Origin of the sequence: Streptomyces sp. NPDC059861, from assembly GCF_042731435.1 — a bacterium.
Taxonomy (GTDB): Bacteria; Actinomycetota; Actinomycetes; order Streptomycetales; family Streptomycetaceae; genus Streptomyces.
The window spans coordinates 41,057-62,667 of record NZ_JBHWJQ010000024.1; the positions used below are offsets into that span (position 1 = coordinate 41,057).

At 72.6% G+C, this 21,611-nt stretch carries 17 protein-coding genes and 2 pseudogenes; 7 read left to right on the top strand and 12 right to left on the bottom strand.

Features of this window, described 5'->3' with window-relative positions:
* Positions 1-85: 85 nt before the first annotated feature.
* The 5 genes and pseudogenes from ACFV6X_RS21560 to ACFV6X_RS21580 all read right to left on the bottom strand — a co-directional run.
* Positions 86-934, bottom strand: a pseudogene (locus ACFV6X_RS21560) (SGNH/GDSL hydrolase family protein); the annotation flags it as partial.
* Positions 931-2,094, bottom strand: coding sequence for a glycosyltransferase (locus ACFV6X_RS21565; RefSeq protein WP_385385783.1), 1,164 nt, complete (start codon positions 2,092-2,094; stop codon positions 931-933). The gene ACFV6X_RS21565 and the pseudogene ACFV6X_RS21560, both read right to left, overlap by 4 nt.
* Positions 2,091-3,218 carry a glycosyltransferase family 4 protein gene (locus ACFV6X_RS21570; RefSeq protein WP_385385785.1) on the bottom strand — a complete coding sequence of 376 codons (1,128 nt, stop codon included), beginning with the start codon at positions 3,216-3,218 and terminating at the stop codon, positions 2,091-2,093. Before ACFV6X_RS21570 ends, ACFV6X_RS21565 begins: the two co-directional genes overlap by 4 nt.
* A gap of 193 nt (positions 3,219-3,411) precedes the next feature.
* The gene (locus ACFV6X_RS21575; RefSeq protein WP_385385787.1) at positions 3,412-4,824 is read right to left on the bottom strand and encodes a HEAT repeat domain-containing protein; all 1,413 of its coding nucleotides are present in this window, start codon (positions 4,822-4,824) and stop codon (positions 3,412-3,414) included.
* 323 nt (positions 4,825-5,147) lie between these two features.
* Positions 5,148-5,540: an ankyrin repeat domain-containing protein gene (locus tag ACFV6X_RS21580; RefSeq protein ID WP_365458269.1), complete on the bottom strand. Its 393-nt coding sequence runs from the start codon at positions 5,538-5,540 to the stop codon at positions 5,148-5,150.
* A 295-nt stretch (positions 5,541-5,835) separates the two neighbouring features.
* On the opposite strand from ACFV6X_RS21580, the gene ACFV6X_RS21585 reads away from it, so the two are divergent.
* The gene (locus ACFV6X_RS21585) at positions 5,836-6,030 is read left to right on the top strand and encodes a hypothetical protein (protein WP_365458266.1); all 195 of its coding nucleotides are present in this window, start codon (positions 5,836-5,838) and stop codon (positions 6,028-6,030) included.
* A 55-nt stretch (positions 6,031-6,085) separates the two neighbouring features.
* A complete protein-coding gene (locus ACFV6X_RS21590; RefSeq protein ID WP_385385789.1) occupies positions 6,086-7,681 on the top strand; it encodes a hypothetical protein in 1,596 nt (531 codons plus the stop codon).
* Positions 7,682-7,760: 79 nt separating this feature from the next.
* On the opposite strand, the gene ACFV6X_RS21595 is transcribed toward ACFV6X_RS21590, so the two are convergent.
* Positions 7,761-9,260, bottom strand: a complete 1,500-nt coding sequence (locus ACFV6X_RS21595) for a PLP-dependent aminotransferase family protein (protein WP_385385791.1) — start codon at positions 9,258-9,260, stop codon at positions 7,761-7,763.
* A 215-nt stretch (positions 9,261-9,475) separates the two neighbouring features.
* Here ACFV6X_RS21595 and ACFV6X_RS21600 point away from each other — a divergent pair, with 215 nt between their 5' ends.
* The 3 genes from ACFV6X_RS21600 to ACFV6X_RS21610 all read left to right on the top strand — a co-directional run bounded on the left by ACFV6X_RS21600 (position 9,476) and on the right by ACFV6X_RS21610 (position 12,283).
* The gene (locus tag ACFV6X_RS21600) at positions 9,476-10,243 is read left to right on the top strand and encodes a glycerophosphodiester phosphodiesterase (RefSeq protein WP_385385793.1); all 768 of its coding nucleotides are present in this window, start codon (positions 9,476-9,478) and stop codon (positions 10,241-10,243) included.
* A 52-nt stretch (positions 10,244-10,295) separates the two neighbouring features.
* Entirely contained in the window at positions 10,296-11,642 is a 1,347-nt protein-coding gene (locus ACFV6X_RS21605; RefSeq protein WP_385385795.1) for an MFS transporter, read from the top strand.
* Between the two features lie 266 nt (positions 11,643-11,908).
* On the top strand, positions 11,909-12,283 hold the full coding sequence (locus ACFV6X_RS21610; RefSeq protein WP_003977404.1) for an RNA polymerase-binding protein RbpA: 375 nt from the start codon (positions 11,909-11,911) through the stop codon (positions 12,281-12,283).
* 609 nt (positions 12,284-12,892) lie between these two features.
* Here ACFV6X_RS21610 and fxsA read toward each other — a convergent pair.
* The 4 genes from fxsA to ACFV6X_RS21630 all read right to left on the bottom strand — a co-directional run bounded on the left by fxsA (position 12,893) and on the right by ACFV6X_RS21630 (position 17,052).
* The gene (gene fxsA, locus ACFV6X_RS21615) at positions 12,893-13,447 is read right to left on the bottom strand and encodes an FxsA family membrane protein (protein ID WP_385385797.1); all 555 of its coding nucleotides are present in this window, start codon (positions 13,445-13,447) and stop codon (positions 12,893-12,895) included.
* A gap of 58 nt (positions 13,448-13,505) precedes the next feature.
* Complete coding sequence (locus ACFV6X_RS21620) at positions 13,506-14,312, bottom strand: polyprenol monophosphomannose synthase (protein WP_385385799.1); 807 nt, start codon at positions 14,310-14,312, stop codon at positions 13,506-13,508.
* Between the two features lie 545 nt (positions 14,313-14,857).
* Positions 14,858-16,462 carry an amidohydrolase gene (locus tag ACFV6X_RS21625; RefSeq protein WP_385385801.1) on the bottom strand — a complete coding sequence of 535 codons (1,605 nt, stop codon included), beginning with the start codon at positions 16,460-16,462 and terminating at the stop codon, positions 14,858-14,860.
* 149 nt (positions 16,463-16,611) lie between these two features.
* Positions 16,612-17,052, bottom strand: coding sequence for an Lrp/AsnC family transcriptional regulator (locus ACFV6X_RS21630; RefSeq protein WP_086703418.1), 441 nt, complete (start codon positions 17,050-17,052; stop codon positions 16,612-16,614).
* A 293-nt stretch (positions 17,053-17,345) separates the two neighbouring features.
* Here ACFV6X_RS21630 and ACFV6X_RS21635 point away from each other — a divergent pair, with 293 nt between their 5' ends.
* Entirely contained in the window at positions 17,346-17,792 is a 447-nt protein-coding gene (locus tag ACFV6X_RS21635) for a hypothetical protein (RefSeq protein ID WP_385385803.1), read from the top strand.
* Positions 17,793-18,187: 395 nt separating this feature from the next.
* Here the strand turns inward: ACFV6X_RS21635 and ACFV6X_RS21640 are convergent.
* Together ACFV6X_RS21640 and ACFV6X_RS21645 are read right to left on the bottom strand one after the other, a co-directional pair.
* Positions 18,188-18,394: pseudogene (locus ACFV6X_RS21640) on the bottom strand (hypothetical protein); the annotation flags it as partial.
* Positions 18,395-18,843: 449 nt separating this feature from the next.
* Positions 18,844-20,016, bottom strand: a complete 1,173-nt coding sequence (locus tag ACFV6X_RS21645; RefSeq protein WP_385385805.1) for an acyl-CoA dehydrogenase — start codon at positions 20,014-20,016, stop codon at positions 18,844-18,846.
* A 324-nt stretch (positions 20,017-20,340) separates the two neighbouring features.
* On the opposite strand from ACFV6X_RS21645, the gene ACFV6X_RS21650 reads away from it, so the two are divergent.
* Positions 20,341-21,573, top strand: coding sequence for a glycoside hydrolase family 18 protein (locus ACFV6X_RS21650; protein WP_385385807.1), 1,233 nt, complete (start codon positions 20,341-20,343; stop codon positions 21,571-21,573).
* Positions 21,574-21,611 lie beyond the last annotated feature (38 nt).

The window sequence follows — 21,611 nt, forward strand, 5'->3', positions numbered from 1 at the left end:
CCATCGGCCGCTGGTCCGGCGCCGACCGCTGACCCGGCATCGAAAGCCCCTCGGGCAGAAGCAGCTTCCCCGGCTCGGGCCGCTGCGCGGGCCCGGTCCTCGGCTCCGGCAGCGACAGCGCCGCCAGCGCCGTCGACACCGCGGTCGCGGACCGCAGGTCCAGCCGGGCGCTGGTACCGTGCGCGCGGTGCCGCATCTCGACGGCTGCGAGACGCAGCAGTTGGGGCAGCAGGTCGTTGCACCGCCGCAGCACCCACGCCGTGCCCGCGGTGGCGAGCCACAGCAGGCTCGCCGACCTGGTCGGCGGCGGGAACTCGGGATCGGCTGCCGGCGCGGTGCCCGTGGCGATCCCGGCGTCCGCGAGCAGCCCGTGGAACCGGACGGCCAGTTGCCGGTGTCCGCGCTCCCCCGGGTGCAGCCGGTCCGAGGACCACATGGCCCGGTCGTCGACCCAGTCCCCCGCGGCCGCGTGCACATGCATCGCCCCGTAGCGCTCGGAGAGCGCGTGGACCACGATGTTCACGGCCCGCTGCCGCCGGGCCAGCGGGCTGGCCAGCACCCCCGGCAGCCCCAGCATCGAACCCGGGTCCGGCAGGCAGGCGGTGAGCAGGGCCGTGCCCTGCCGGGTGAAGGCCGCGTACACCTTGTCGAGGCGTTCGGTGATGTGGTGGATGTCGAACGTGCGGCGCAGCGTGTCGTTCACACCGACGAGCACGGACGCGACGTCCGGCTGCAGGGCCAGCGCCGCGGGCAACTGGGTCTCCAGCACGTCGCGGGTCTGCGCCCCGCTGACCGCGAGGTTGGTGAATTCGGCGGGCGGCTCGGTCAGGCCGCCGGCGAGCAGCGCGGCCCAGCCGCGCCACCCATTCCCCACAGGGTCGCCCACCCCCTCGGTCAGCGAGTCCCCGAGGGCGACGTAACGGACGGATCTCATGCCGCGCCCTCCGCACGGGCGAAGGGTCGCTCGGGCACCGCCGCGTCGTGCACGGCGAGGAAGGCGTCCACCGCCGTACCCCAGCCGAAGCACTCCGCACGCGCGCGTGCAACCTCCCGTCGCTCACGCTCGGGGCGGTCGAGCAGCATCTCCACGGCGTCCGCGAAGGCGTCGCCATTGTCCGCCGCGGTGGCCCCGGCGGGTCCGATCACCTCGGGCAGCGCGGAGGACGCGCTCGCCACGACCGGCGTGCCGCAGGCCATGGCCTCCAGCGCGGCGAGCCCGAACGTTTCGGCCGGCCCGGGGGCCAGGCACACGTCGGCGGTGGCCTGGAGCGCGCCGAGCAGGCTGCGGTCGGCGACGTGCCCGAGGAAGGTCACCGGCAGGTCGCGCTCCTGCGCCCGCTTCTCCAGGTTCGCGCGCAGCGGCCCGTTGCCGGCCACCACGAGCACCGCCCGCACCCCGCGCTGGCGCAGCGACTCCAGGGCGTCCAGGGCGGTTCCCGGCCGTTTCTCGACGGACAGCCGGGAGCACATCACCAGGAGCTTCTCGTCCGCCCGCGCGTGGGTGTCGCGCAGCGCGGCGTCGCGCATGGTGGGGCGCCGGTTCATCAGGTCGACGCCCAGGGGCGCACGTACGACGTTACGGGCGCCGATCCGGATGAATTCCCGCTCGGCGAACTCGGTGGTGCACACGACCTTCGAGTAGGTGTGGGCCGTGCGCACGTTGAGCGCGTCGGCGGCGCGCCGGGAGAGGTTCTCCGACAGGCCCCAGGTGCGCAGGACGCCGTCCGCGGTCTCGTGGGAGACCATCACGGCGGGCACCCGGGCGCGCCGCGCCCACCTGCCCGTCCACCTGAGGGTCGTCCGGTCGGAGACCTCCAGGCGGTCCGGGCCGAGTTGCTCCAGGAGGGCGGCGACGCGGCGCTTGTCGACGAGGACGCGGTAGCCGCCGGTGCCGGGGAGCACCGGTCCGGGCAGGGTGATCACCCGGCCCTGCTCGGTGTCCCGGTCGCTGTACTTCTCGCCCGGCACGATGAGGACGGGGTCGTGGCCCGCGAGCTTGAAGCCCTTGCCCAGCTCCCGCAGCGCGGTGCGCAGGCCGCCGGAGGCGGGGGCCACGAAGTTCGCCAGCCGGACGATGCGCAGGGATGTGTTCATGCCGCCACCGCCGGCTTGCGCGCGTCGAGGACGGCTTCGTAGTGCGCGATCAACTGGTCACCGATGGCGGCCCAGGTGCGGCCCTCGACGGTCGCGCGGGCGGTCGTACCGAAGGCCGCGCGCAGCGCCGGGTCGGCGGCCAGGGCGGCCACGGCGTCCCGGACGGCGTCCGCGTCGCGCGGCGGCACCAGGAGTCCGGTGCGGCCGTGGTCGACCAGGTCCATGGGCCCGCCGGCGGCGGGCGCGACCACGGGCACACCGCTGGCCATGGCCTCCTGCACGGTCTGGCAGAAGGTCTCGAAGGGGCCGGTGTGGGCGAAGACGTCCAGCGAGGCGAAGATCCGGGCGAGTTCGTCGCCGGTGCGGCGGCCCAGGAAGACCGCGCCGGGCAGCGCCTCGGCCAGGCCGGGCCGGCTCGGCCCGTCGCCGACGACGACGACGCGCACGCCGGGCAGCCCGCAGACACCGGAGAGCAGCTCGACGTGCTTCTCGGGCGCGAGCCGCCCGACGTAGCCGACGATCAGCTCGCCGTTCGGAGCGAGTTCGCGGCGCAGTGCCTCGTCCCGCAGGTCGGGGCGGAAGCGCACGGTGTCGACACCGCGCTGCCACAGGTGCACCCGGGGCACGCCGTGGGCCTCCAGATCACCCTGGGAGGCGCTGGAGGGGGCGAGGGTGCGGTCGGCGGCGGCGTGCACGGAACGGATGCGCCGCCAGGCGGCCGCCTCACCGGCGCCCATGTAGGTGCGGGCGTATCCGGCCAGGTCGGTCTGGTAGACGGCGACGGCGGGGAGGCCGAGCCGGGCCGCGGCGGCCATGCCGCGGACGCCGAGGACGAAGGGGCTGGCCAGGTGCACGATGTCGGGCTGGTGGGAGATCAGCGCGGCGGCCAGGCGCCGGCTTGGCAGGGCGACCCGGACCTGGGGGTAGCCGGGGAGCGGTAGGGACGGGATGTGGACGACGGGGCACGGTGCCAGAGCGTCTGCCTTGTTCCCGGGCGGGGGGGCCGGGGCGACGACGATGGGAGCGTGACCGCGATCGACGAGGTGTCGGGCGGTCTGGAGCGCGCAGTGGGCCACGCCGTTCACATCGGGGGGAAAGGATTCGGTCACGATGACGACACGCATAGGGCTGTTGTCGCCACGCTGGACGTGGCCGCGTCAACGTCGATCTTTCCGGACGGGGAACGATCCATGAGCGTTGCGCTGCGCACCCAAGCGCGTCAGCCCGCGGCCACACACCGCTGACCTCCGGGTCGACTGCCGTTCACCCGGCGGGTACGACGGCCCCCTGTCACCCGGCGCGGGGGATGGGCGGCGCTCACATGGCTTCGGGGCCGATCCGGCTGCGTACCGCGGTCTGGACCTCCGCCTCCTCGGCGGGGTCGGAGGCGAGCCGGCGCAGTTGCTCGACGACGCGGGTGTCTCCGGTCTCGGCGTGCCGGGCGGCGAGCTCCCGGGTGGTCTCCTCACAGTCCCAGAGGCACTCGACGCCGAAACCCGAGGGGAAGGAGGGGTCCGTGGCGGCGAGGGCACGGGCGGCCCTGCCGCGCAGATGGGACGAGCCGGTCTCGCGGTAGACGTGGCGCAAAACAGGTGCGGCGCAGCCGATGCCGAGCCGTCCGGCGCCGTCCACGAGGGTCCACAGGGTCGGCGCGTCGGGGCCTTCGCCCCGCACGGCCTCCCGGATCGCGCCGAGGACCAGGTCGCTGTCCTTCGCGCCGCCCCGGCAGGCGAGCACGCGGCCGGCGGCGGCGCCCAGCGGATCGGGGCGGCGGGCCCAGCCGCGGGCCCGGTCGACGGCGGCCACACCGCGCATCCGTTCGAAGGCCTCGACGGCGGCCTCTACGACCGGTGCCGTGCCGGTGACCACGGCCGCCTCGACCAGGTCGAGGACGTCGGGATCGTCGCTGTCGGCGAGATAGCGCAGCGCGGTGCAGCGGGCACCATCGCCGCCGTCCTGGGCGGCCCGGACGATCTCGGCCCGGTCCTCGGGGCCGGCGACGGCCGAGAGACAGCGGGCGGCGGGGACATGCAGCGCGACTCCGCGTTCGATGCCCTGCTGGGCCCACTCGAACACGGCCTGCACGCTCCACCCCGGACGGGGCCCGGTCGGTCGCATCTGCCGCTGCCAGCGGTCGAAGCAGCCGGTTTCCCGGGCGGCGCGCACGCGCGTCCCGATCGACGCGCGCGGGTCCTCGGCCCACAGTCGCCAGGGCCGCGGCTCGAAGGCGTCCCGCACGGCGGCGGCCAGCTCGGCCTCGCCCTCGGCGTCGGCCGGGAAGCGGGCCAGCACGGGCACGGCCAGGGCGCGCAGCCCGGCGTCGTCGTCGCGCAGGGCGAGTTCGTCCAGGGCCCAGGCCCAGTTGGAGCCCTGGGCGGCGTACCTGCGCAGCAGGACGAGCGCGTCGCGCCTGCCGTAGGAGGCCAGGTGGCCGAGGACGGCGAGGGCGAGCCCGGTGCGGGACTCGTCGTCGTCGACGATGTCCTCGGGGTCGAAGAGGTGCGCCTCGATCGCGTCCAGCTCGCCGTTCAGGTCGAGGTAGAGGCGGGCGTAGTACAGGGAGCGGTTCTCCACCTGCCAGTCGTGGCGGGGATCGCGCAGCACACAGTGGTTCAGGGCCGCGAGTGCCTCGGGGCGGGGGGCGGTGAGCGCGTGCAGTGTGCCGTCGCCGCGGCCCCGCTGGAGCAGGCCGAGCAGCGTACCGCTGGGCGCTATGACCGGATCGAACATGGGAAACAGCCTCACATCAAGCGTCGACGCAACCGGGGAACGTGCTCTACCTGGCCGCGTGACAACACGTCGGGGCGCCCGCCGTCTTCTGCTTGCTGTAGACCATCTTCCTCTGCCTCTCGTCGGTGGCCCATGCGGGCCGCATCACGGCCCGCGCGGTGCGGCAACACCTGCCCGGCCATCGCGTCCGTGAATCACGACGTCATGATGACCCGGCACTTCTCGATGCCGCGACCGATATTTCCGGCGGCCAGGTACCGCCTCCCCCGTTTTCCGTGTCCTGCCCGGCCGGCGGGCCTGTTCCGCGTGGCCGGGGTGGTGTCTCAGCGTGCGCCGAACAGTTCCAGCAGCTCCGCCTTGCCGAACATCCGGGCGGTGTCGACGGCCGACGGGGTGCCCGCGGCCGGATCGGCGCCGCCCTTCAGCAAAACCTTGATCACTTCCTGCTCACCCTTGAAGACCGCCCCGGCGAGGGGCGTCTGCCCCCGGTCGTTGACGCGGTCCGCCTCGGCGCCGCGGGCCAGCAGCTCCCGCACCGTGGTGGCGTGGCCGTGGTAGGCGGCGAGCATCACGAGGGAGTCGCCGCGGTCGTTGGTGAGGTTGACCGGAACGCCCGCGTCGACGTACGCCACGAGTGCCTCGGTCTGCCCCTGCCGGGCCAGATCGAAGATCTTGGTCGCGAGCTCCACGACCTCGGGGTCGGGGGCTTCGGTCATCGGCCGGACCACCTCTCACTACGTACGCGTACGAACCACAGCTGACCGCACCGCTGGGCCCTCCGGGTGAATCGCCAGCGTACTGGGTGCACGGGGACATGACGGGCCATGCCCGAGGCAAAGATCACCGATGCACCCGCCGGGCGCAAGCTCCGGGCGCCCCAGAGGCGGCGCAGCTCCGCCGTACGGACGATATCAACCGGATTTCACCCAGTTGCACCTTTTATCGTATAGATACATCCTGTGAACAGGGAAGTACTCATGGTGACTGTCCCCCTCGACACCAGGAGACCTCATGATTCTGTCCATCTCAGGCGTCGTCCTGCTCGGCATCCTCGTCTTCATCTTCTTCCGCAGAGACGGACTCAAGGCGTCCCATGCCTGCATCGCGGCCCTGTTCGGCTTCTACCTCGCGAGCACGGCCATCGCGCCGAGCATCAAGGCGGGCGGCGAGAGCCTGGCGGGTCTCCTGGGCGGCATCAAGTTCTGACACCCCGGCCGTCCGGCCCCACCGTCCCGTCCGCACGCACCTCCAGGAGACAGCAGTGGCACGGCGCCCACTTCCCCGCATTCTGAGCAACGGCGGCGCGCAGCTGGCCCGGAGCCGGGAGCTGGCCCGGACGGCGGCCGACAGCGCCACCGATGTCCTCCATCCGCTGATCACCATCGCCCGGGGTCTGCGCCGGCTGGCGGCGGCCGGACGGCGCAAGTGGGCGGAGACGCCCAAGGACAAGCGCGGCCATCTGCTCTTCCTGGTGGCCTCGGTGATCCTCGCCGTGGCGCTCGCGCCGTACGGTCCGCTGCTCGCCGCCATCGCCCTGATGGCGGCGGCAGCCTGGCAAGGGCGCGACCGCAGGCCCCCGGCCCCCGAGGGGCCCGACGAGACTCAGACGCAACGCCTGCAGTCCCTGTACGAGGCACTGGTCCCCTGCTTCTCCGTGGCCGAGGACCCCGCACCCCTGTACGCCCACGGCGGGGAGTGGGAGAAGGTCTTCCCGGAGTACGAGTTCGACGGCGCCGGCCGGATCGCGCATCTGGAGGTGCGGTACCCGGCGTACTTCCCGGACAGCGAGACTCAGGCACGCGCGCGTGTCGAGCATCTGCTGACGGCCAAGGCGGGCCGCGATCGCGAGTACCACTTCATGTGGGACGAGGAGGGCAGCCAGCTCACGGTCACGGTCCTCGCGCCACTGCCCGGCGACATCGCCGCCCAGCGCTTCGTGACGGCACCCGGGGAGACGGTCCTCGGTTTCACCGACGCGAGCGAGGTTCAGCGCACGCTGCCGCTGGTCCGCGGCGAGGAGCAGCGCGACGTGCCGCCCGTGGTGTGGCGCACGGGCATCCGGTCCACCGAGCCCCACCTGCTGGTCACCGGCCAGCCGGGCAGCGGCACCTCGACCCTGCTGCGCTCGGTGGCACTCCAGGCCCTGCGGTACGGCGATGTCCTCGTCGTCGACGGCGGCGGCACCGGCGAATACGCGTGCCTGATCGGGCGGGACGGTGTCCTCGCCGTCGAGTGCGCGCTGGCCGGGGCGCTGGCGAGCCTGGAGTGGGCCGCGACCGAGACGGAGCGGCGGCTGATCACCGTCAACCGCGCGCGTCAGGCGGGTCACCCGGCGCCGGAAGACACCAAGCGGCCGCTGTGGATCCTGCTGGACCGTCCGGCGGCGCTCGCCCACGTCGCCGCCGCGGACGGCCACAAGGACCCGCAGTCACTGCTCCAGGTACCGCTCCGGCACGGCCGCGCCGCGAACGTGACGGTGGTGGTCGCCGAACAGCTCGACAGCCTGGACACCCTGAGCGACCCGGTACGGCAGCACACCCGCGCGCGGGTGGTCCTCGGCCCCGCCACCCGGGAACAGCTCACGACCATCCTGGGCGCGCCCCCGCACACCACCCCGGTCGCGCATGTCCCTGCCGGCCGCGGCTACGCCCGCCTGGGTACGGGCCCGGTCCTGCGCCTCCAGGTCCCGGCGACCCCCGACCCGTACGACGACGCCACCAGCGACGCCCATCGCCAGGCGGTACTGGACCTGCTCCCGCCCCGCACGACTCCGGCGGACGCGGCCCCGGAACGGGTCCCGACGGCACCGGAACCCGAGCCTGTCCCGATGCGGGCAGCGGTGGCGGAGAGCTCCTGACCCCAGCCGGACCAGGCCGCCGCGGCCCGCCACTCCCAGGCGTCCGCGGCGGCCTGGGCATCAAAGACCTGTCCCGCTCCTACGCCACGAACATCCGCGGCGCCTCCGCCCCCACCGTCCCGCCGCTCCTCACCAGGCGAGCCGCCGCGGCCAGGCGTACCGCCGCCTCCTCGGCCACCGCGCCTCCGACGGTGAACGGCAGCCGCACATACCCCTCGAAGGCGCCGTCGACACCGAAGCGGGGGCCGGACGGCACCCGTACCCCGACCCGCTCCCCCGCCTCCGCGAGGCGCGAGCCCGACAGCCCTCCGGTGCGCACCCACAGCGTGAGCCCGCCCTGCGGGACCTCGAACTCCCAGTCGGGCAGCTCCCGGCGTACCGCCGCGACCAGGGCGTCGCGGTTGTCCCGCGCCTGCTCGCGCCGCAGCTCCACGGCCTGCTCCCAGCCGCCGGTGCCGAACAGCCAGTGCACGGCGAGCTGCTCCAGCACCGGCGTGCCCAGATCGGCGTACGCGCGCGCCGCGACCAGGCTGCGGATGACGTCGGGGGCGGCCCGCACCCAGCCGATGCGCATCCCGGCCCAGAAGGCCTTGCTGGCGGAGCCGACGGTGATGACGGTCGACCCGGCCGGGTCGAAGGCGCACACCGCGCGTGGCATCTCCACGTCGGGGTCCACCCACAGCTCGTTCATCGTCTCGTCGGCGACGATCACGGTCCCCGCCGAGCGGGCCGCCTCGACGAGTTGCCGGCGCTGGTCCTCGTCGGCCAGCGCGCCGGTCGGATTGTGGAAGTCGGCGACGACGTAGGCGATGCGCGGCGCGGCGTCCCGCAGCACCTGCCGCCAGCGGTCCACGTCCCACCCGGTGAGCCCCTCGGCCATCGCCACGGGCACCAGCCGGGCGCCCGCCTCCCGCATCAACTGCAGGATGTTGGCGTACGACGGCGACTCGACGGCGATGCGCTCACCACGGCCGGCGAAGAGATGGCAGATGGCGTCGATGGCACCCATCGCGCCGGTGGTCACCATGATCTGTTCTGGCATGGTGGGGATCCCGCGCGCGGTGTAGCGCTCGGCCAGCATCGAGCGCAGCGCGGGCAGCCCGGCCGGATAGTCCCCGTGCGTGTGCGCGTACGGCTGGAGCTCCCCCAGGGCGCCCTGGACGGCACGGGTGAGCCAGGGTTCGGGCGCGGGCAGTGCCGCGCAGCCGAGGTCGATCATCGAGCCGAGCGCCTCGGGCGGCAGCGGCTCGAGACCGCGCGCGGGGAGCGGGTTCCCGGCCGGTACGGCGGTCCAACTGCCCGCGCCGCGCCGGGACTCCAGGAACCCCTCGGCGCGCAGTGCCTCGTAGGCGGCGGCGACCGTCGTACGACTGACGGACAGGGCGAGCGCGAGCTCCCGTTCGGCGGGCAGCCGCGCGGCGACCGGTACCCGCCCCTCCAGCACCAGCAGCCGTACTCCGTCGGCGAGCGCGCGATAGGCGGGCGGCCGGCGTGAGCCCGGGCCCGCAGGACGGTCCTGCTGCGACTGGAGCTGGCGGGCCAGCTGTGCCGCACCCACCGCTGAGGTCCACTGCCCCATGACGATCAGTCCACCTTCCCCGAATTGGCCCCTGGTTGTGTCCCTCCCCATGCCACAGGGTGCCACGCGTCGGGCCACTGGAACCAACAGGGGTCCGCCCCCACGGTCCCGTGCCGACGTACCGCCCCGTGCGCCGACGTGTTCGCCGCCCCCTCGGCATCCGGCGGCAGTACCGGCTTTGCCACCGGTCAACCCCGGCGCGCCATACTGCGTCCGTGAGCACGCGCATACGCCATCCCTATCTCGATCACCCCGGCCCGATCGCCTTCGCCCACCGGGGCGGTGCCGCGGACGGCCTGGAGAACACAACGCTGCAGTTCCGGCGCGCGGTGGAGATGGGCTACCGGTACATCGAGACCGACGTCCACGTCACGCGGGACGGGCGGGTCGTCGCCTTCCACGACGCGACGCTGGACCGGGTGACCGACGGGGCGGGCCGGATCGCCGACCTGCCCTGGGACGAAGTACGGCAGGCGCGGGTGGCGGGCAGCGAGCCGGTGCCGCTCTTCGAGGACCTGCTGGAGACCTTCCCCGAGGTCCGCTGGAACGTCGACCTCAAGGCCGAGTCGGCCCTCCATCCCTTCCTGGACCTGGTCGGCCGCACCGACGCCTGGGACCGGATCTGTGTCGGCTCGTTCTCCGAGGCCCGCGTGGTGCGCGCCCAGCGCCTGGCAGGGCCGCGCCTGGCGACCTCGTACGGCACGCGCGGGGTGCTCAACCTGCGGCTGCGCTCCTGGGGCGTCCCGGCCGCGCTGCGCCGTTCCGCGGTCGCCGCCCAGGTGCCCGAGACGCAGTCCGGCATCCAGGTGGTGGACCAGCGGTTCGTCCGCGCCGCCCATGCGCACGGGTTGCAGGTGCATGTCTGGACGATCAACGAGGCGGAGCGGATGCACCGGCTCCTGGACCTCGGTGTCGATGGCATCATGACCGATCACATCGACACGTTGCGCAAGGTCATGGAGGACCGGGGCGGCTGGGCCTGACGCCCCGGACCGCGTCCCGCGCACGGCACTTCACGGGGAAGCGAGGGCACGGGTGAGCACCGACACCGTGCGGACACCGGCGGCGGACGACGCGGCCGGACGGCGGCGCGAGCAGCACGGCTGGTACTTCTACGACTGGGCGTGCTCCGTCTACTCGACGAGCGTGCTCACCGTGTTCCTGGGCCCCTATCTGACGTCGGTGGCCGAGTCGGCCGCGGACGCGGAGGGCTTCGTCCATCCGCTGGGCATCCCGGTGCGCGCCGGTTCCTTCTTCGCCTACTCGGTGTCCCTGTCGGTGATCGTGGCCGTGCTGGTGATGCCCCTGGTGGGCGCCGCCGCCGACCGCACCGGCCGCAAGAAGCCCCTCCTGGGCGCGGCCGCCTACCTCGGGGCCGCGGCCACGGCGGGCATGTTCCTGCTGGACGGCGACCGGTACCTGCTCGGCGGCGCGCTGCTGATCATCGCGAACGCCGCTCAGTCGGTGGCGATGATGCTCTACAACTCCTATCTGCCGCAGATCGCCCCGCCGGAGGAGCGTGACGCGGTCTCCTCGCGCGGGTGGGCCTTCGGCTACGCGGCGGGCGCGCTGGTCCTGGTCGTCAACCTGGTCCTCTACCTCGCCCACGACAGTTTCGGGCTCTCGGAGAGCATGGCCGTGCGCATCTGCCTGGCCTCTGCAGGTCTGTGGTGGGGAGCGTTCGCACTGATCCCGCTACGGCGGCTGCGCGACCGCCGCTCCCCCTCGCGCGAGTCGGCGGTCACCGGCTGGCGGCAACTCGTGGCGACGGTCCGCGACATGCGCCGCCACCCGCTCACGCTGTCCTTTCTGCTGGCGTATCTCGTCTACAACGACGGCATCCAGACGGTGATCACCCAGGCGTCGGTCTACGGCTCGAAGGAACTGGGCCTCGGTCAGTCGACGCTCATCGGCGCGGTCCTGCTCGTCCAGGTACTCGCGGTGTTCGGCGCCCTGGGACTGGGCCGCCTCGCCCGGCGGTACGGGTCCAAGCGCACCGTCCTCGGCTCGCTGATCGCCTGGACGGTCATCCTGGCCGCAGGGTACTTCCTGCCCGCCGGGGCACCTGTGTGGTTCTTCGTCCTGGCAGCGGGGATCGGGCTCGTCCTCGGCGGCAGTCAGGCTTTGTCGCGCTCGCTCTTCTCCCATCTGGTCCCGCCGGGCAAGGAGGCCGAGTACTTCTCGGCCTACGAGCTGAGCGACCGCGGGATGAGCTGGCTGGGCCCGCTGCTGTTCGGTCTCACCTATCAGCTGACCGGGAGCTACCGGGACGCGATCATCTCGCTGGTGGCGTTCTTCGTGCTGGGCTTCGTGCTGCTGGCGAGAGTGCCGGTGCGGCGTGCCGTCGCGGATGCGGGGAACCCGGTCCCCGAACGGATTTAGCACTGACAGCGAAAGGGCTGTAGTGTACGCGTTTGGCCTGCCAGGCGTACCGTTACTGCGCGTCAAAGATGCCGAAACGCTGGGTGACATCTGCTGTCAGATGTGACAAACCGGGCGCTGGTGGGTACAACATGGGCGGCTACGACGGCGACGCATGACCCGGAACGGGCTTCCGAACGGGAATCTTTACCGCCGACCGGACGTTGACCGGATGACGACGACAGCGACACCTGTCCTGTGGGCGACAAGCCCGGGAGGCACGATTCATGAGTGAGCGAGCTCTTCGCGGCACGCGCCTCGTGGTGACCAGCTACGAGACGGACCGCGGCATCGACCTGGCCCCGCGCCAGGCCGTGGAGTACGCATGCGAGAAGGGGCACCGGTTCGAGATGCCCTTCTCGGTCGAGGCGGAGATCCCGCCGGAGTGGGAGTGCAAGGTCTGTGGGGCCCAGGCACTCCTCGTGGATGGCGACGGCCCGGAGGAGAAGAAGGCCAAGCCGGCGCGTACGCATTGGGACATGCTGATGGAGCGGCGCACACGTGAGGAGCTGGAAGAGGTCCTCGAAGAGCGTCTCGCCGTTCTGCGCTCCGGCGCCATGAACATCGCGGTGCACCCCCGAGACAGCCGCAAGTCCGCGTAGTTCCCACGCGGCTTCGGCGGGGTTTCACACAGCACCCCAATTGACCGCGGGCGCCGTACGTGAGTGTGCGTACGGCGCCCGCGGTCGTTTTCTGCTGCTCGCGTGCGCCTACGGCCGTCTGTCGCGGGTGCCCGCAGTCTTTGGTGTGCCTGCGGTCCCAGCGGGGCTCCGCCAAGTCGGGTGGTCGGCGGGACACGGGCGGCTCTGCCTGGCCTCAGCCGGGCCCGCCCTGATCGCCCGCCAAGGGCCGACCGGATCCGCCGGTCGGCCGGACCGACCGGTCGTGCCGGTCCCGGCGGTCGGCCGCACGCACCGGTCGTCCCCGTCCCGGCGGTCTGCCGCACTCACCGGTCGTGCTGGCCCCGGCGGTCGGCTGGACGCACCGATCGCACCCGTCCCGGCGGTCTGCCGCACGCACCGATCGCACCCGTCCCGGCGGTCGCCCACACGCAGCGGTCGTGCCTGTCCCGGCGGTCACCCGCACGCACCGGTCGTCCCCGTCCCGGCGGTCGGCCGGGGCCAACGGTCGTGCCGGTCTCGTCGGTAGGACCGACGTCGGGCAGTCCCCGGCTCCAGGGCGCTCGGCCGGCCGAACGCGCCCGGCCGGCCTCAGCGGTTCAGCGGCGGGCGCGGCTCCTGGGGAGCGTCGCCCGGCTCGTCCCTGATGACCTCACCCTGCACGACCTTGCCGTCCGGGCGGTGAATCCGGGCCTGCTGAAAGGCGTCGCCCAAGCTACCGGGGTCGGCGCCCCGGAGCTTGCGGTCCACCGTGCGCTCCGCGTAGCGGCCGACGGCCTTCTGGACCGGTGGAAGCAGCAGGAGCAGACCGGCCGCGTCCGAGACCAGGCCGGGCAGCATCAGGAGCAGGGCGCCGAGCATCATCAGGCCGCTGCCACCGCCGCTGGACGGCGGTACGCCACGCTGCAGCGCCTCGTTCAGGTTCTGGAAGGCACGCCGCCCCGCCCGCTTGATGACCACCGCGCCGAGCATGAATCCGGCGACCAGCAGCAGGAACACCGTGAACCCGCCCGCCGCGCCCGCGATCACGGTCAGCAGCCAGATCTCCAGCACCAGCCACGCGGCGACGCCCAGCGGCAGGAGCGTACGCAGCCGCGAGCGCCGGGGCCGTGCGGAGTAAGGAGGGTTCGATGCGCCAGTCGTCATGCCCCCCAGTGTGCCTGGCACCCGCTCAGCACGGGATAAACGCCTGCCGGCGAGCGCCCTACGACGGCGATGACCCCGGCCCGCCCTTGCCCATCAGCTTGGTGACCCGCTCGCCCACGCCCCACGTCGTGACCCGCCACAGGGCCTCGACCAGGATGTCGCGGCTCATCTTGGAGTCCCCGAGTTCGCGTTCGACGAAAGTGATCGGGACCTCGACGACGTGGTAGCCGGCCTTGATGGCGCGGCGGGCGAGGTCGACCTGGAAGCAGTAGCCCTGGGAGGCAACCTCTTCGAGACCGAGGCCCTCCAGCGTCTCCCGGCGGAAGGCGCGGTAGCCGCCGGTCACGTCCCGGATCGGGACGTCCAGCAGCACGCGCGAGTACAGACTGCCGCCGCGGGAGATGAACTCGCGCGACTTGGGCCAGTTCACGACCCGGCCGCCGGGCACCCAGCGGGAGCCGAGCACCAGGTCGGCCCCCTTCAGCGCGGTGAGCAGCCGGGGGAGCTCCTCGGGCTGGTGGGAGCCGTCGGCGTCCATCTCGATCAGGACGCCGAAGTCGTGCTCCATGCCCCAGCGGAAGCCCGCGAGGTAGGCGGCGCCGAGCCCCTCCTTGCCCTTGCGATGCAGCACGTGGACCTGCTCGTCACCGGCGGCCAGCTCGTCGGCGATCTTGCCGGTGCCGTCGGGGCTGTTGTCGTCGGCCACGAGCACGTGGGCCTCGGGAACCGCCTCCCGCACCCGGCTGACGACGGTCTTGATGTTCTCCGCCTCGTTGTAGGTCGGAATGATCACCAAGGCCGCGCCGAGCGGGCCGAAGCGCCTCCCCTGGGCCTCTGCCGCGCGGTTCCCCTCGCCGTCGTTCACTGCTGCCCCTTCAAGTCAGTCCGCAGAGCTCCACCATAGTGGCCGCCGCCTGCACCGACGCGAGAGGACGTTCCCAAGGTGGTGTCGAATCCGAGCGAGTGGGGTAAGGATGGCCGTTTGGCCCTCTATGCGGGCCGATACCAGCGGATGGGAGCCCGGCGCCCTTCGGGCCGACCTGGGACCCGCTGGCTGCGGATCGACCTGAAGCCGTTGTCTACTGAGCGCCCGGGCCCCATCCGGGTCACACCGTGCCGACCTGGCCGGAACGTTCCCCCGCCGTGGCGCGGTCGCTGTGCCTGGCTCCCAGTGACGGTGCCCCGGTGCGGTACACCGTCCCTGACCCAGCGGCGCCGCGACGAGTGCGCGAACGATGCCCGGTCGGGCGTCCCGTGGTGGACTCGGCCGAACCTACCCGCCCCGGGCCGCCGCCTGTCAATAGCCGTACGACCTGCGGGTCTTCTCACTGACCACAGGTCGGCCCGGTGGATACGCAGGTCGTTGGACACCGGTCGTGGCGCCGATCCCTGTCGCGCCACCCCGGGAGATCACTCGCTCGGCCGCACGAACACGGTCCGGCCGCCCACCACGGTGCGCAGGCAGACGGGCAGGTCGGAGCCGGGGGTCAGGTCGGGCAGCCCGGGGGTGCCGGAGCGCGGGTCGGTCGACCAGCGTGCGACCCGGTCGTCGGGCGTCTGCACGACGAGCTCGCCGGTGCGCCAAACGGCGTAGTCCGCGGGAGCGCCCGGCACCAGGACGCCCGCGTCGTCGCGTCCGACGGCCCGCCAGCCGCCCCGGGTGTGCGCCGTGAAGGCCGCGCGCACCGAGACCCGGTGCGCGGGCGTGCGGTGGAAGGCGGCGGCACGGACGGTGCCCCACGGGTCGAGGGGCGTGACCGGGCTGTCGGAGCCGAACGCGAGCGGCACGCCGGCGCGCAGCAGCGCCGCGAAGGGGTTGAGCAGGCCGGCGCGTTCCCCGCCGAGGCGCTGGGCGTACATGCCGTCCGTGCCGCCCCACAGCGCGTCGAAGGCGGGCTGGACGGAGGCGGTGAGGCCGAGTTCGGCGAAGGCTGCGATGGTGTCGGGGGTGAGCATCTCGGCGTGTTCGACGCGGTGCCGGGCGGCGCGGACACGGGCGAGGCCGAGCTTCTCGGCGGCGGCGCGTACGCCCTCGACGACGGTGGTGACGGCGGCGTCGCCGATGGCGTGGAAGCCCGCCTGGAGGCCCCCTTCGGTGCAGGCGACCACGTGCGAGGCGACGGCGTCGGCGTCCAAGTAGGCGGCGCCGAGGTGGTCCGCGTCGGCGTAGGGCTCGTGCAGACAGGCGGTGTGCGAGCCGAGGGAGCCGTCCACGAACAGGTCCCCGGCCGCGCCGACCGCGCCCAGCTCGCGCGCCTTGTCGACGTCGCGCTCGGCCCAGTAGCCGACGACACGCGGGCCCGCCTCCTCGGCGGCGAGTCGCAGCAGGGCGGTGAAGTCGTCCTCGGAGGAGATGTCCGGCCCGGCGCACTCGTGGACCGAGCCGATACCCAGGGATGCCGCGTGCGCGAGGGCGGCGCGCTGGGCCTCGGTGCGCTGGGCGGGCGTCACGGCCGCGAACGCGGCGGCGCGCACGGAGTGGTGGGCGTCGCGGGTGAGGGGGGCGTCGTCCTGGCGCTCCAGACCGGGCACGAGGTCGAGCAGGGCCGTGCTGACGACCGCCGAGTGGACGTCGATGCGGCTCAGGTAGAGGGGGCGGTTGCCGGTGGCCGCGTCGAGTTCGGCCCGCGTCGGAGGGCGGCCGCCGGGCCAGCGTGCGGCGTCCCAGCCGTGGCCGAGCAGGACGCGGTCGTGGGGGCGTGCGCCGGCGAAGTCCCGTACGCGGGCCAGCGCCTCGTCGACGGAGCCGGCGCCGGACAGGTCGAGACCGGTCAGGGCCAGGCCGGTGGAGGTGGTGTGCACGTGGGCGTCGGTGAACGCCGGGGTGACCAGGGCCCCGTCCAGGTCGACCACCTCGTCCACGCCGTCCGCGAAGGCGTCGGCGGCGCCCTCGGAGCCGACCCAGGCGACCTGGCCGCGCTCGACGACCATCGCGGTCGCGAACGGATCGGCGGGACTGTGGACCTCTCCGCGACGGAGCAGAACGGTCTTGGCCGGGGCGGTGCTTTCACTCATGACAGACAGTCTCGCGCCTCATGCGAGCCCCGCTGCACGCAGGTGCCCCGGATCCGACGACAGGGGTGGCCGCAGGGACCCGCGACCAGGGCGCCCCGCAGTCGGCGGGACCCTGGGACGGCTTCAGCCCCGGTGCCGCGTCAGGTGCCTCAGACCCGCGGTGGCCGTGCCTCGTACGGCGTGGAGAGCACCACCGTCGTCCGCGTCGAGACCCCCGCGAGCGACCGCACCCGTGCCAGCAGTTCCTCCAGCTCGTGCGGGGTGGCGACCCGCACCTTGAGGATGTAGTTCTCGTCGCCGGCGACACTGTGGCAGGCCTCGATCTCGGGGACGCCGGCGAGCCGGTCCGCGATGTCGTCGGGGGCGCTGGGGTCGAACGGTTTCACCGAGATGAAGGCGGTCATCGGCAGCCCGACCGCCTCGGGGTCGACGACAGCGGCATACCCGCGGATCACGCCGCGCTGCTCGAGCCGGCGCACCCGCTGGTGCACGGCCGACGTGGACAGCCCCGTGGCCTTGCCCAGGTCGGTGTAACTCATCCGCCCGTCCTTGACGAGCAGCTGCACGATCTGTCGGTCCAGCTCCTCCATGGCGCAAGAACCTACAGTGCGCCTGACCTCATGGGATACCTCAGCGGTGCAGGTCATGCCCGGTTCGTGATGTCCCGGAGAGCGGCCTGTGAGCCACTCGGGGACAAAAGCACCACGAGCCACTCGGGGACAAAAGCACCACGCGTGGCACCTGCGAGCGGCATGTGACGAACGCCACAGGCTTCGAACAGTCTCCGTAATGAAGTCGTGATTACCCCGGAGAGGGGCTGGGAAGTGCTTGCTGTGGTCGAGGCCGCAGCGCCTTCACGGCCCAGCCCGAGGGGGAGAATCCCATGCAGAGTCTTAAGCGCCCTGGTCGTACCGCACCCAAGCGGCAGCAGTCGGTCGTCGAGCCCGAGCCGGAGGGTGTCGAATCCGACGCCTTCGGTGGCGAGGAAGCCGACGAATTCGACGCGTACGACACCTTCGAGATGTACCGGGTGATCTGCCCGGACTGCGCACAGCCCATCGCCCTGCTCGCGGACGAGGACTTCCTCCCGGAGCACGCGCTGTGCGCCTCACCGTGGAACCCGTTCGGACTCACGGTCTGTGCCGGTACGGGCCGCCGGGCCACCGACGCGCGCCCCGCGGACGAGTCCATCGAGCCTCAGGAGCAGCACACCGCCCTCCTGTTGACGCTCCCTCAAGGACTGGACTGGCGGACGCAGCCCTTCTCGCACGTCGGCGGCCCGGGCTCGCGCCCGATGCGGGTGCCCGACATGCGGCGTCACGCCGCCTGAGCCACCGCGCTCGGCCTCAAGCCCAGTAACTGCCCTGCACCATGGCGCGCAGGCTGCCGTGGTGCAGGATCAGTGTGTCCGGGTCCGCCGGGGCGGCGACTTCACCGAAGTGCGCCTGCCGGTAGGCGACGCGCAGCATCACGATCGCGTGCCGCAGGGCGGCGTACAGGGTTGGTCGTGCAACCGGGCCAGCAGACCGAGCGTGGCGGCCTCCAGCCGCTCGCGTTCGGCGTCGCTCGCGGAGTGCAGCCAGTTGCCCTCGTAGGGGGTACGGCATGACGTCCGGCGGCACGCGCCCCGCGACGCGCTCCATCACGAAGAAGGGCGCCGAGCGGGGCGGGATCCTCCTCGAGCCACAGCACGCGCGGCACCGGCACGTCCGTGTGCTCGGCCACCACGCGCAGGGTGGCGTACGCGTCGATCACCCCGGTGTCGGGGTAGACGCCGAGTCCGGCGATCAGCAGGGCGCGGCCCTCGTGGTCGAGGACGTGGAAGATGCCGCGGTCATAGGCGTTCCGGTCCCCGGTCGCGACGTGCTTCATCGACAGGGGCACCTGGTGCACCGGGTAGTCGTCGAGCGGCACCGGACGGTCGTCGACCACGGCAAACCTCCCTGGCCACAGTGCAGTTGACGGTACGTCAGGGATACGTCGACGGCCAGACACGGAACAGGACGGCTCAGGGGCGGGATGAGGGACGACCCGGCCGGCCAGGACGACCGGAACGGGCGACGAACCCACGCTCGATTCCCGGGCCGGGTGACCTGCCCGCATACCGTCGCGTTGCCCAGATATGACCCCGACTTCCACCTCGTCCACGACCGGGCGTCAGTACCGCGTATTCGCTCCCCGGTACGCAGAATCGCTTCCGCGCGCCCCGCGCCCCCTGCAGACCCCGCTCCCCGCGCCACCGCCGCAGCTTCAGCCGCTCCCCGACCCGCCCATCTACCGCGACCTGATGCGCACCTGGGCGCACCGTGGCCGCACGCTGCCGGGGCACCACGACCCGGAATGGATCCGGCTGGCGGCGCCCCTGGTCAGACCGGGTCAGTTCAGCGCGTCTCCGGACCCGCTAGGTGACGGGCGATGACCATCCGCTGGATCTGGTTGGTGCCCTCGACGATCTGGAGGACCTTGGCCTCCCGCATATAGCGCTCGGCCGGGAAGTCGGCGGTGTAGCCATAGCCGCCGAGGATCTGGACGGCGTCCGTGGTGACCTTCATGGCGGTGTCGGTGCAGTGCAGTTTGGCCATCGCCGCCTGCCGGGCGAAGGGCCGCCCGGCGTCGCGCAGCCGCGCCGCCGCGAGGTACAGGGCGCGGCCCGCCTCGATCTGCGTCGCCATGTCGGCGAGCATGAAGCGCAGCCCCTGGAAGTCGGCGATCGGCCGCCCGAACTGCCTGCGTTCGGTGGCGTACGCGACGGCCTCGTCGAGCGCCGCCTGCGCCACGCCGATCGCGCAGGCCGCGATGCCGAGCCGCCCGGAGTCGAGCGAGGACAGGGCGATGGCGAAGCCCTGCCCCTCCTCGCCGAGCCGTCGGGCGTCGGGGACGCGCACGCCGTCGAGGTGGACCTGGGCGGTGGGCGAGCCCTTCATGCCCATCTTCTTCTCGGGCGCCGCCGCGCTCAGTCCCTCGGCGTCGCCGGGCACGAGGAAGGCGGTGATCCCGCGCGGGCCGTTCTCGCCGGTGCGGGCCATGACGGTGTAGAAGTCGGCGATGCCGCCGTGCGTGATCCAGGCCTTGGTGCCGGTGATCACCCAGTCGTCGCCGTCCCGGACGGCCTTGGTACGCAACGAGGCCGCGTCGGAGCCGGAGGCCGGCTCGGACAGGCAGTAGGCGCCGAGCAGCCCGCCGCCGAGCATCGCGGGCAGGTGCTCGACCTGCTGCTCCTTGGTGCCGTAGGCGGCGAGGGCGTAGGAGGCGAGGGTGTGCACGCTGACGCCGAGGCCGACCGTCAGCCGGGCCATGGCGAGCTCTTCGAGGACCTGGAGGTAGACCTCGTAGGGCTGGTCGCCGCCGCCGTACTCGGAGTCGTAGGGCAGGCCGAGCAGCCCCGACTGCGAGAGCAGGGTGAAGACGTCGCGCGGGAAGCGCCCCGCGTCCTCCTCCTCGGCCGCGTGCGGGGCGATCTCGCGCTGCGCGATGTCGCGGACGAGCGAGATCAGATCCCGGGCCTCGTCCGTGGGCAGTAGCCGGTCCACCGGCTGCGGGGCGCGGTCGGGCATGGCGACGCTCTCCTCCCTTTCGGGCGCTGCGGCGGGCGCACGCCATGGGTGGGGCGGCTCCGCCGGGTCTCACTGATGCGGCCGATGCTCCTACTTCCGGGTCACGAAAGCTGCTGACCAGCGGCTGCGCGCTGTGAGTATGCCCGATCGGAGGCACCACGTCACCGGGTTAACGACCGCTTACTCCAGGAATTCCCCACCGGGCGAGATTGGTCCGCACCATTGACCCAACTGGTCTAGTCCTCCTACTGTGACGGATCACCAGCGCCTCATCGCGTTCATGCCAATCGGCAGTCCCCTTCTCCCCCACGAGGAGACAACCCGATGCACATCCGTCTCAGTCCCCGCGTCCGCTTCCGGGCGCTCGTCGCCGCCGCCTGTTCCGCCGCCCTCGGCGCCGGGCTCCTGACCGGCGTCGGCACCGCCACCGCCGCCCCGACCGGGGAGAAGGCCACCGGCTCCAAGGTCGTCGGCTACTTCACCGAATGGGGCACCTACGACCGCAAGTACCTGGTCAAGAACATCGAGACCTCCGGCTCCGGCGCCAAGCTCACCCACATCAACTACGCCTTCGGCAACGTCACCGGCGGCAGGTGCGCGATGGGTGACGCCTACGCCGCCACCGACCGCGCCCACACCGCCGCCGAGTCCGTGGACGGCGTCGCGGACACCTGGGACCAGCCGCTGCGCGGCAACTTCAACCAGCTGCGCAAGCTGAAGAAGAAGCACCCCGACCTCAAGATCCTGTGGTCGTTCGGCGGCTGGACCTGGTCGGCCGGCTTCACCGAGGCCGCGCGCAACCCGGCCGCCTTCGCCCAGTCCTGCTACGACCTGGTCGAGAACTCCAAGTGGGCGGACGTCTTCGACGGCATCGACATCGACTGGGAGTACCCGAACGCCTGCGGCGCCACCTGCGACACCAGCGGCCGGGCGGCGTTCAAGAACTTGATGTCCGCCGTCCGGGCCAAGTTCGGCTCCGGCAACCTGGTCACCGCGGCTATCACCGCCGACGCCACCCCCGGCGGCAAGATCGACGCCGCCGACTACGCGGGGGCGGCGCAGTACGTCGACTGGTACAACCCGATGACGTACGACTTCTTCGGCGCCTGGGACGCGGCGGGACCGACCGCGCCGCACTCGCCGCTGACCTCGTACACCGGCATCCCGAAGCCGAACCTGCACAGCTCGGCTACCATCGCCAAGCTCAAGGGGCTCGGCATCCCGTCCTCCAAGCTGCTCCTCGGCATCGGCTTCTACGGCCGGGGCTGGACCGGCGTCACCCAGGCGGCACCCGGCGGCACGGCGACCGGTCCCGCGGCGGGGACGTACGAGCCGGGGATCGAGGACTACAAGGTGTTGAAGACCAAGTGCCCGGCGAACGGCACGGTGGCCGGCACCGCGTACGCCAAGTGCGGGAACAACTGGTGGAGTTACGACACCCCCGCGACCATCGCGACCAAGATGACGTACAAGAACCAGCAGGGTCTGGGCGGCACGTTCTTCTGGGAGCTGAGCGGGGACACCGCGAACGGTGAGCTGATCAAGGCGATCAAGTAGCCGACGCACGCGAGGACGGGCGGAGGTCCGGGTGGACC

Coding starts and splice junctions, on each gene's coding strand:
- ACFV6X_RS21565 (WP_385385783.1), bottom strand. CDS start 2,094: ATGAACACATCCCTGCGCATCGTCCGGCTGGCGAACTTCGTGGCCCCC.
- ACFV6X_RS21570 (WP_385385785.1), bottom strand. CDS start 3,218: ATGCGTGTCGTCATCGTGACCGAATCCTTTCCCCCCGATGTGAACGGC.
- ACFV6X_RS21575 (WP_385385787.1), bottom strand. CDS start 4,824: ATGTTCGATCCGGTCATAGCGCCCAGCGGTACGCTGCTCGGCCTGCTC.
- ACFV6X_RS21580 (WP_365458269.1), bottom strand. CDS start 5,540: ATGACCGAAGCCCCCGACCCCGAGGTCGTGGAGCTCGCGACCAAGATC.
- ACFV6X_RS21585 (WP_365458266.1), top strand. CDS start 5,836: ATGATTCTGTCCATCTCAGGCGTCGTCCTGCTCGGCATCCTCGTCTTC.
- ACFV6X_RS21595 (WP_385385791.1), bottom strand. CDS start 9,260: ATGGGGCAGTGGACCTCAGCGGTGGGTGCGGCACAGCTGGCCCGCCAG.
- ACFV6X_RS21610 (WP_003977404.1), top strand. CDS start 11,909: ATGAGTGAGCGAGCTCTTCGCGGCACGCGCCTCGTGGTGACCAGCTAC.
- fxsA (WP_385385797.1), bottom strand. CDS start 13,447: ATGACGACTGGCGCATCGAACCCTCCTTACTCCGCACGGCCCCGGCGC.
- ACFV6X_RS21625 (WP_385385801.1), bottom strand. CDS start 16,462: ATGAGTGAAAGCACCGCCCCGGCCAAGACCGTTCTGCTCCGTCGCGGA.
- ACFV6X_RS21630 (WP_086703418.1), bottom strand. CDS start 17,052: ATGGAGGAGCTGGACCGACAGATCGTGCAGCTGCTCGTCAAGGACGGG.
- ACFV6X_RS21635 (WP_385385803.1), top strand. CDS start 17,346: ATGCAGAGTCTTAAGCGCCCTGGTCGTACCGCACCCAAGCGGCAGCAG.
- ACFV6X_RS21645 (WP_385385805.1), bottom strand. CDS start 20,016: ATGCCCGACCGCGCCCCGCAGCCGGTGGACCGGCTACTGCCCACGGAC.
- ACFV6X_RS21650 (WP_385385807.1), top strand. CDS start 20,341: ATGCACATCCGTCTCAGTCCCCGCGTCCGCTTCCGGGCGCTCGTCGCC.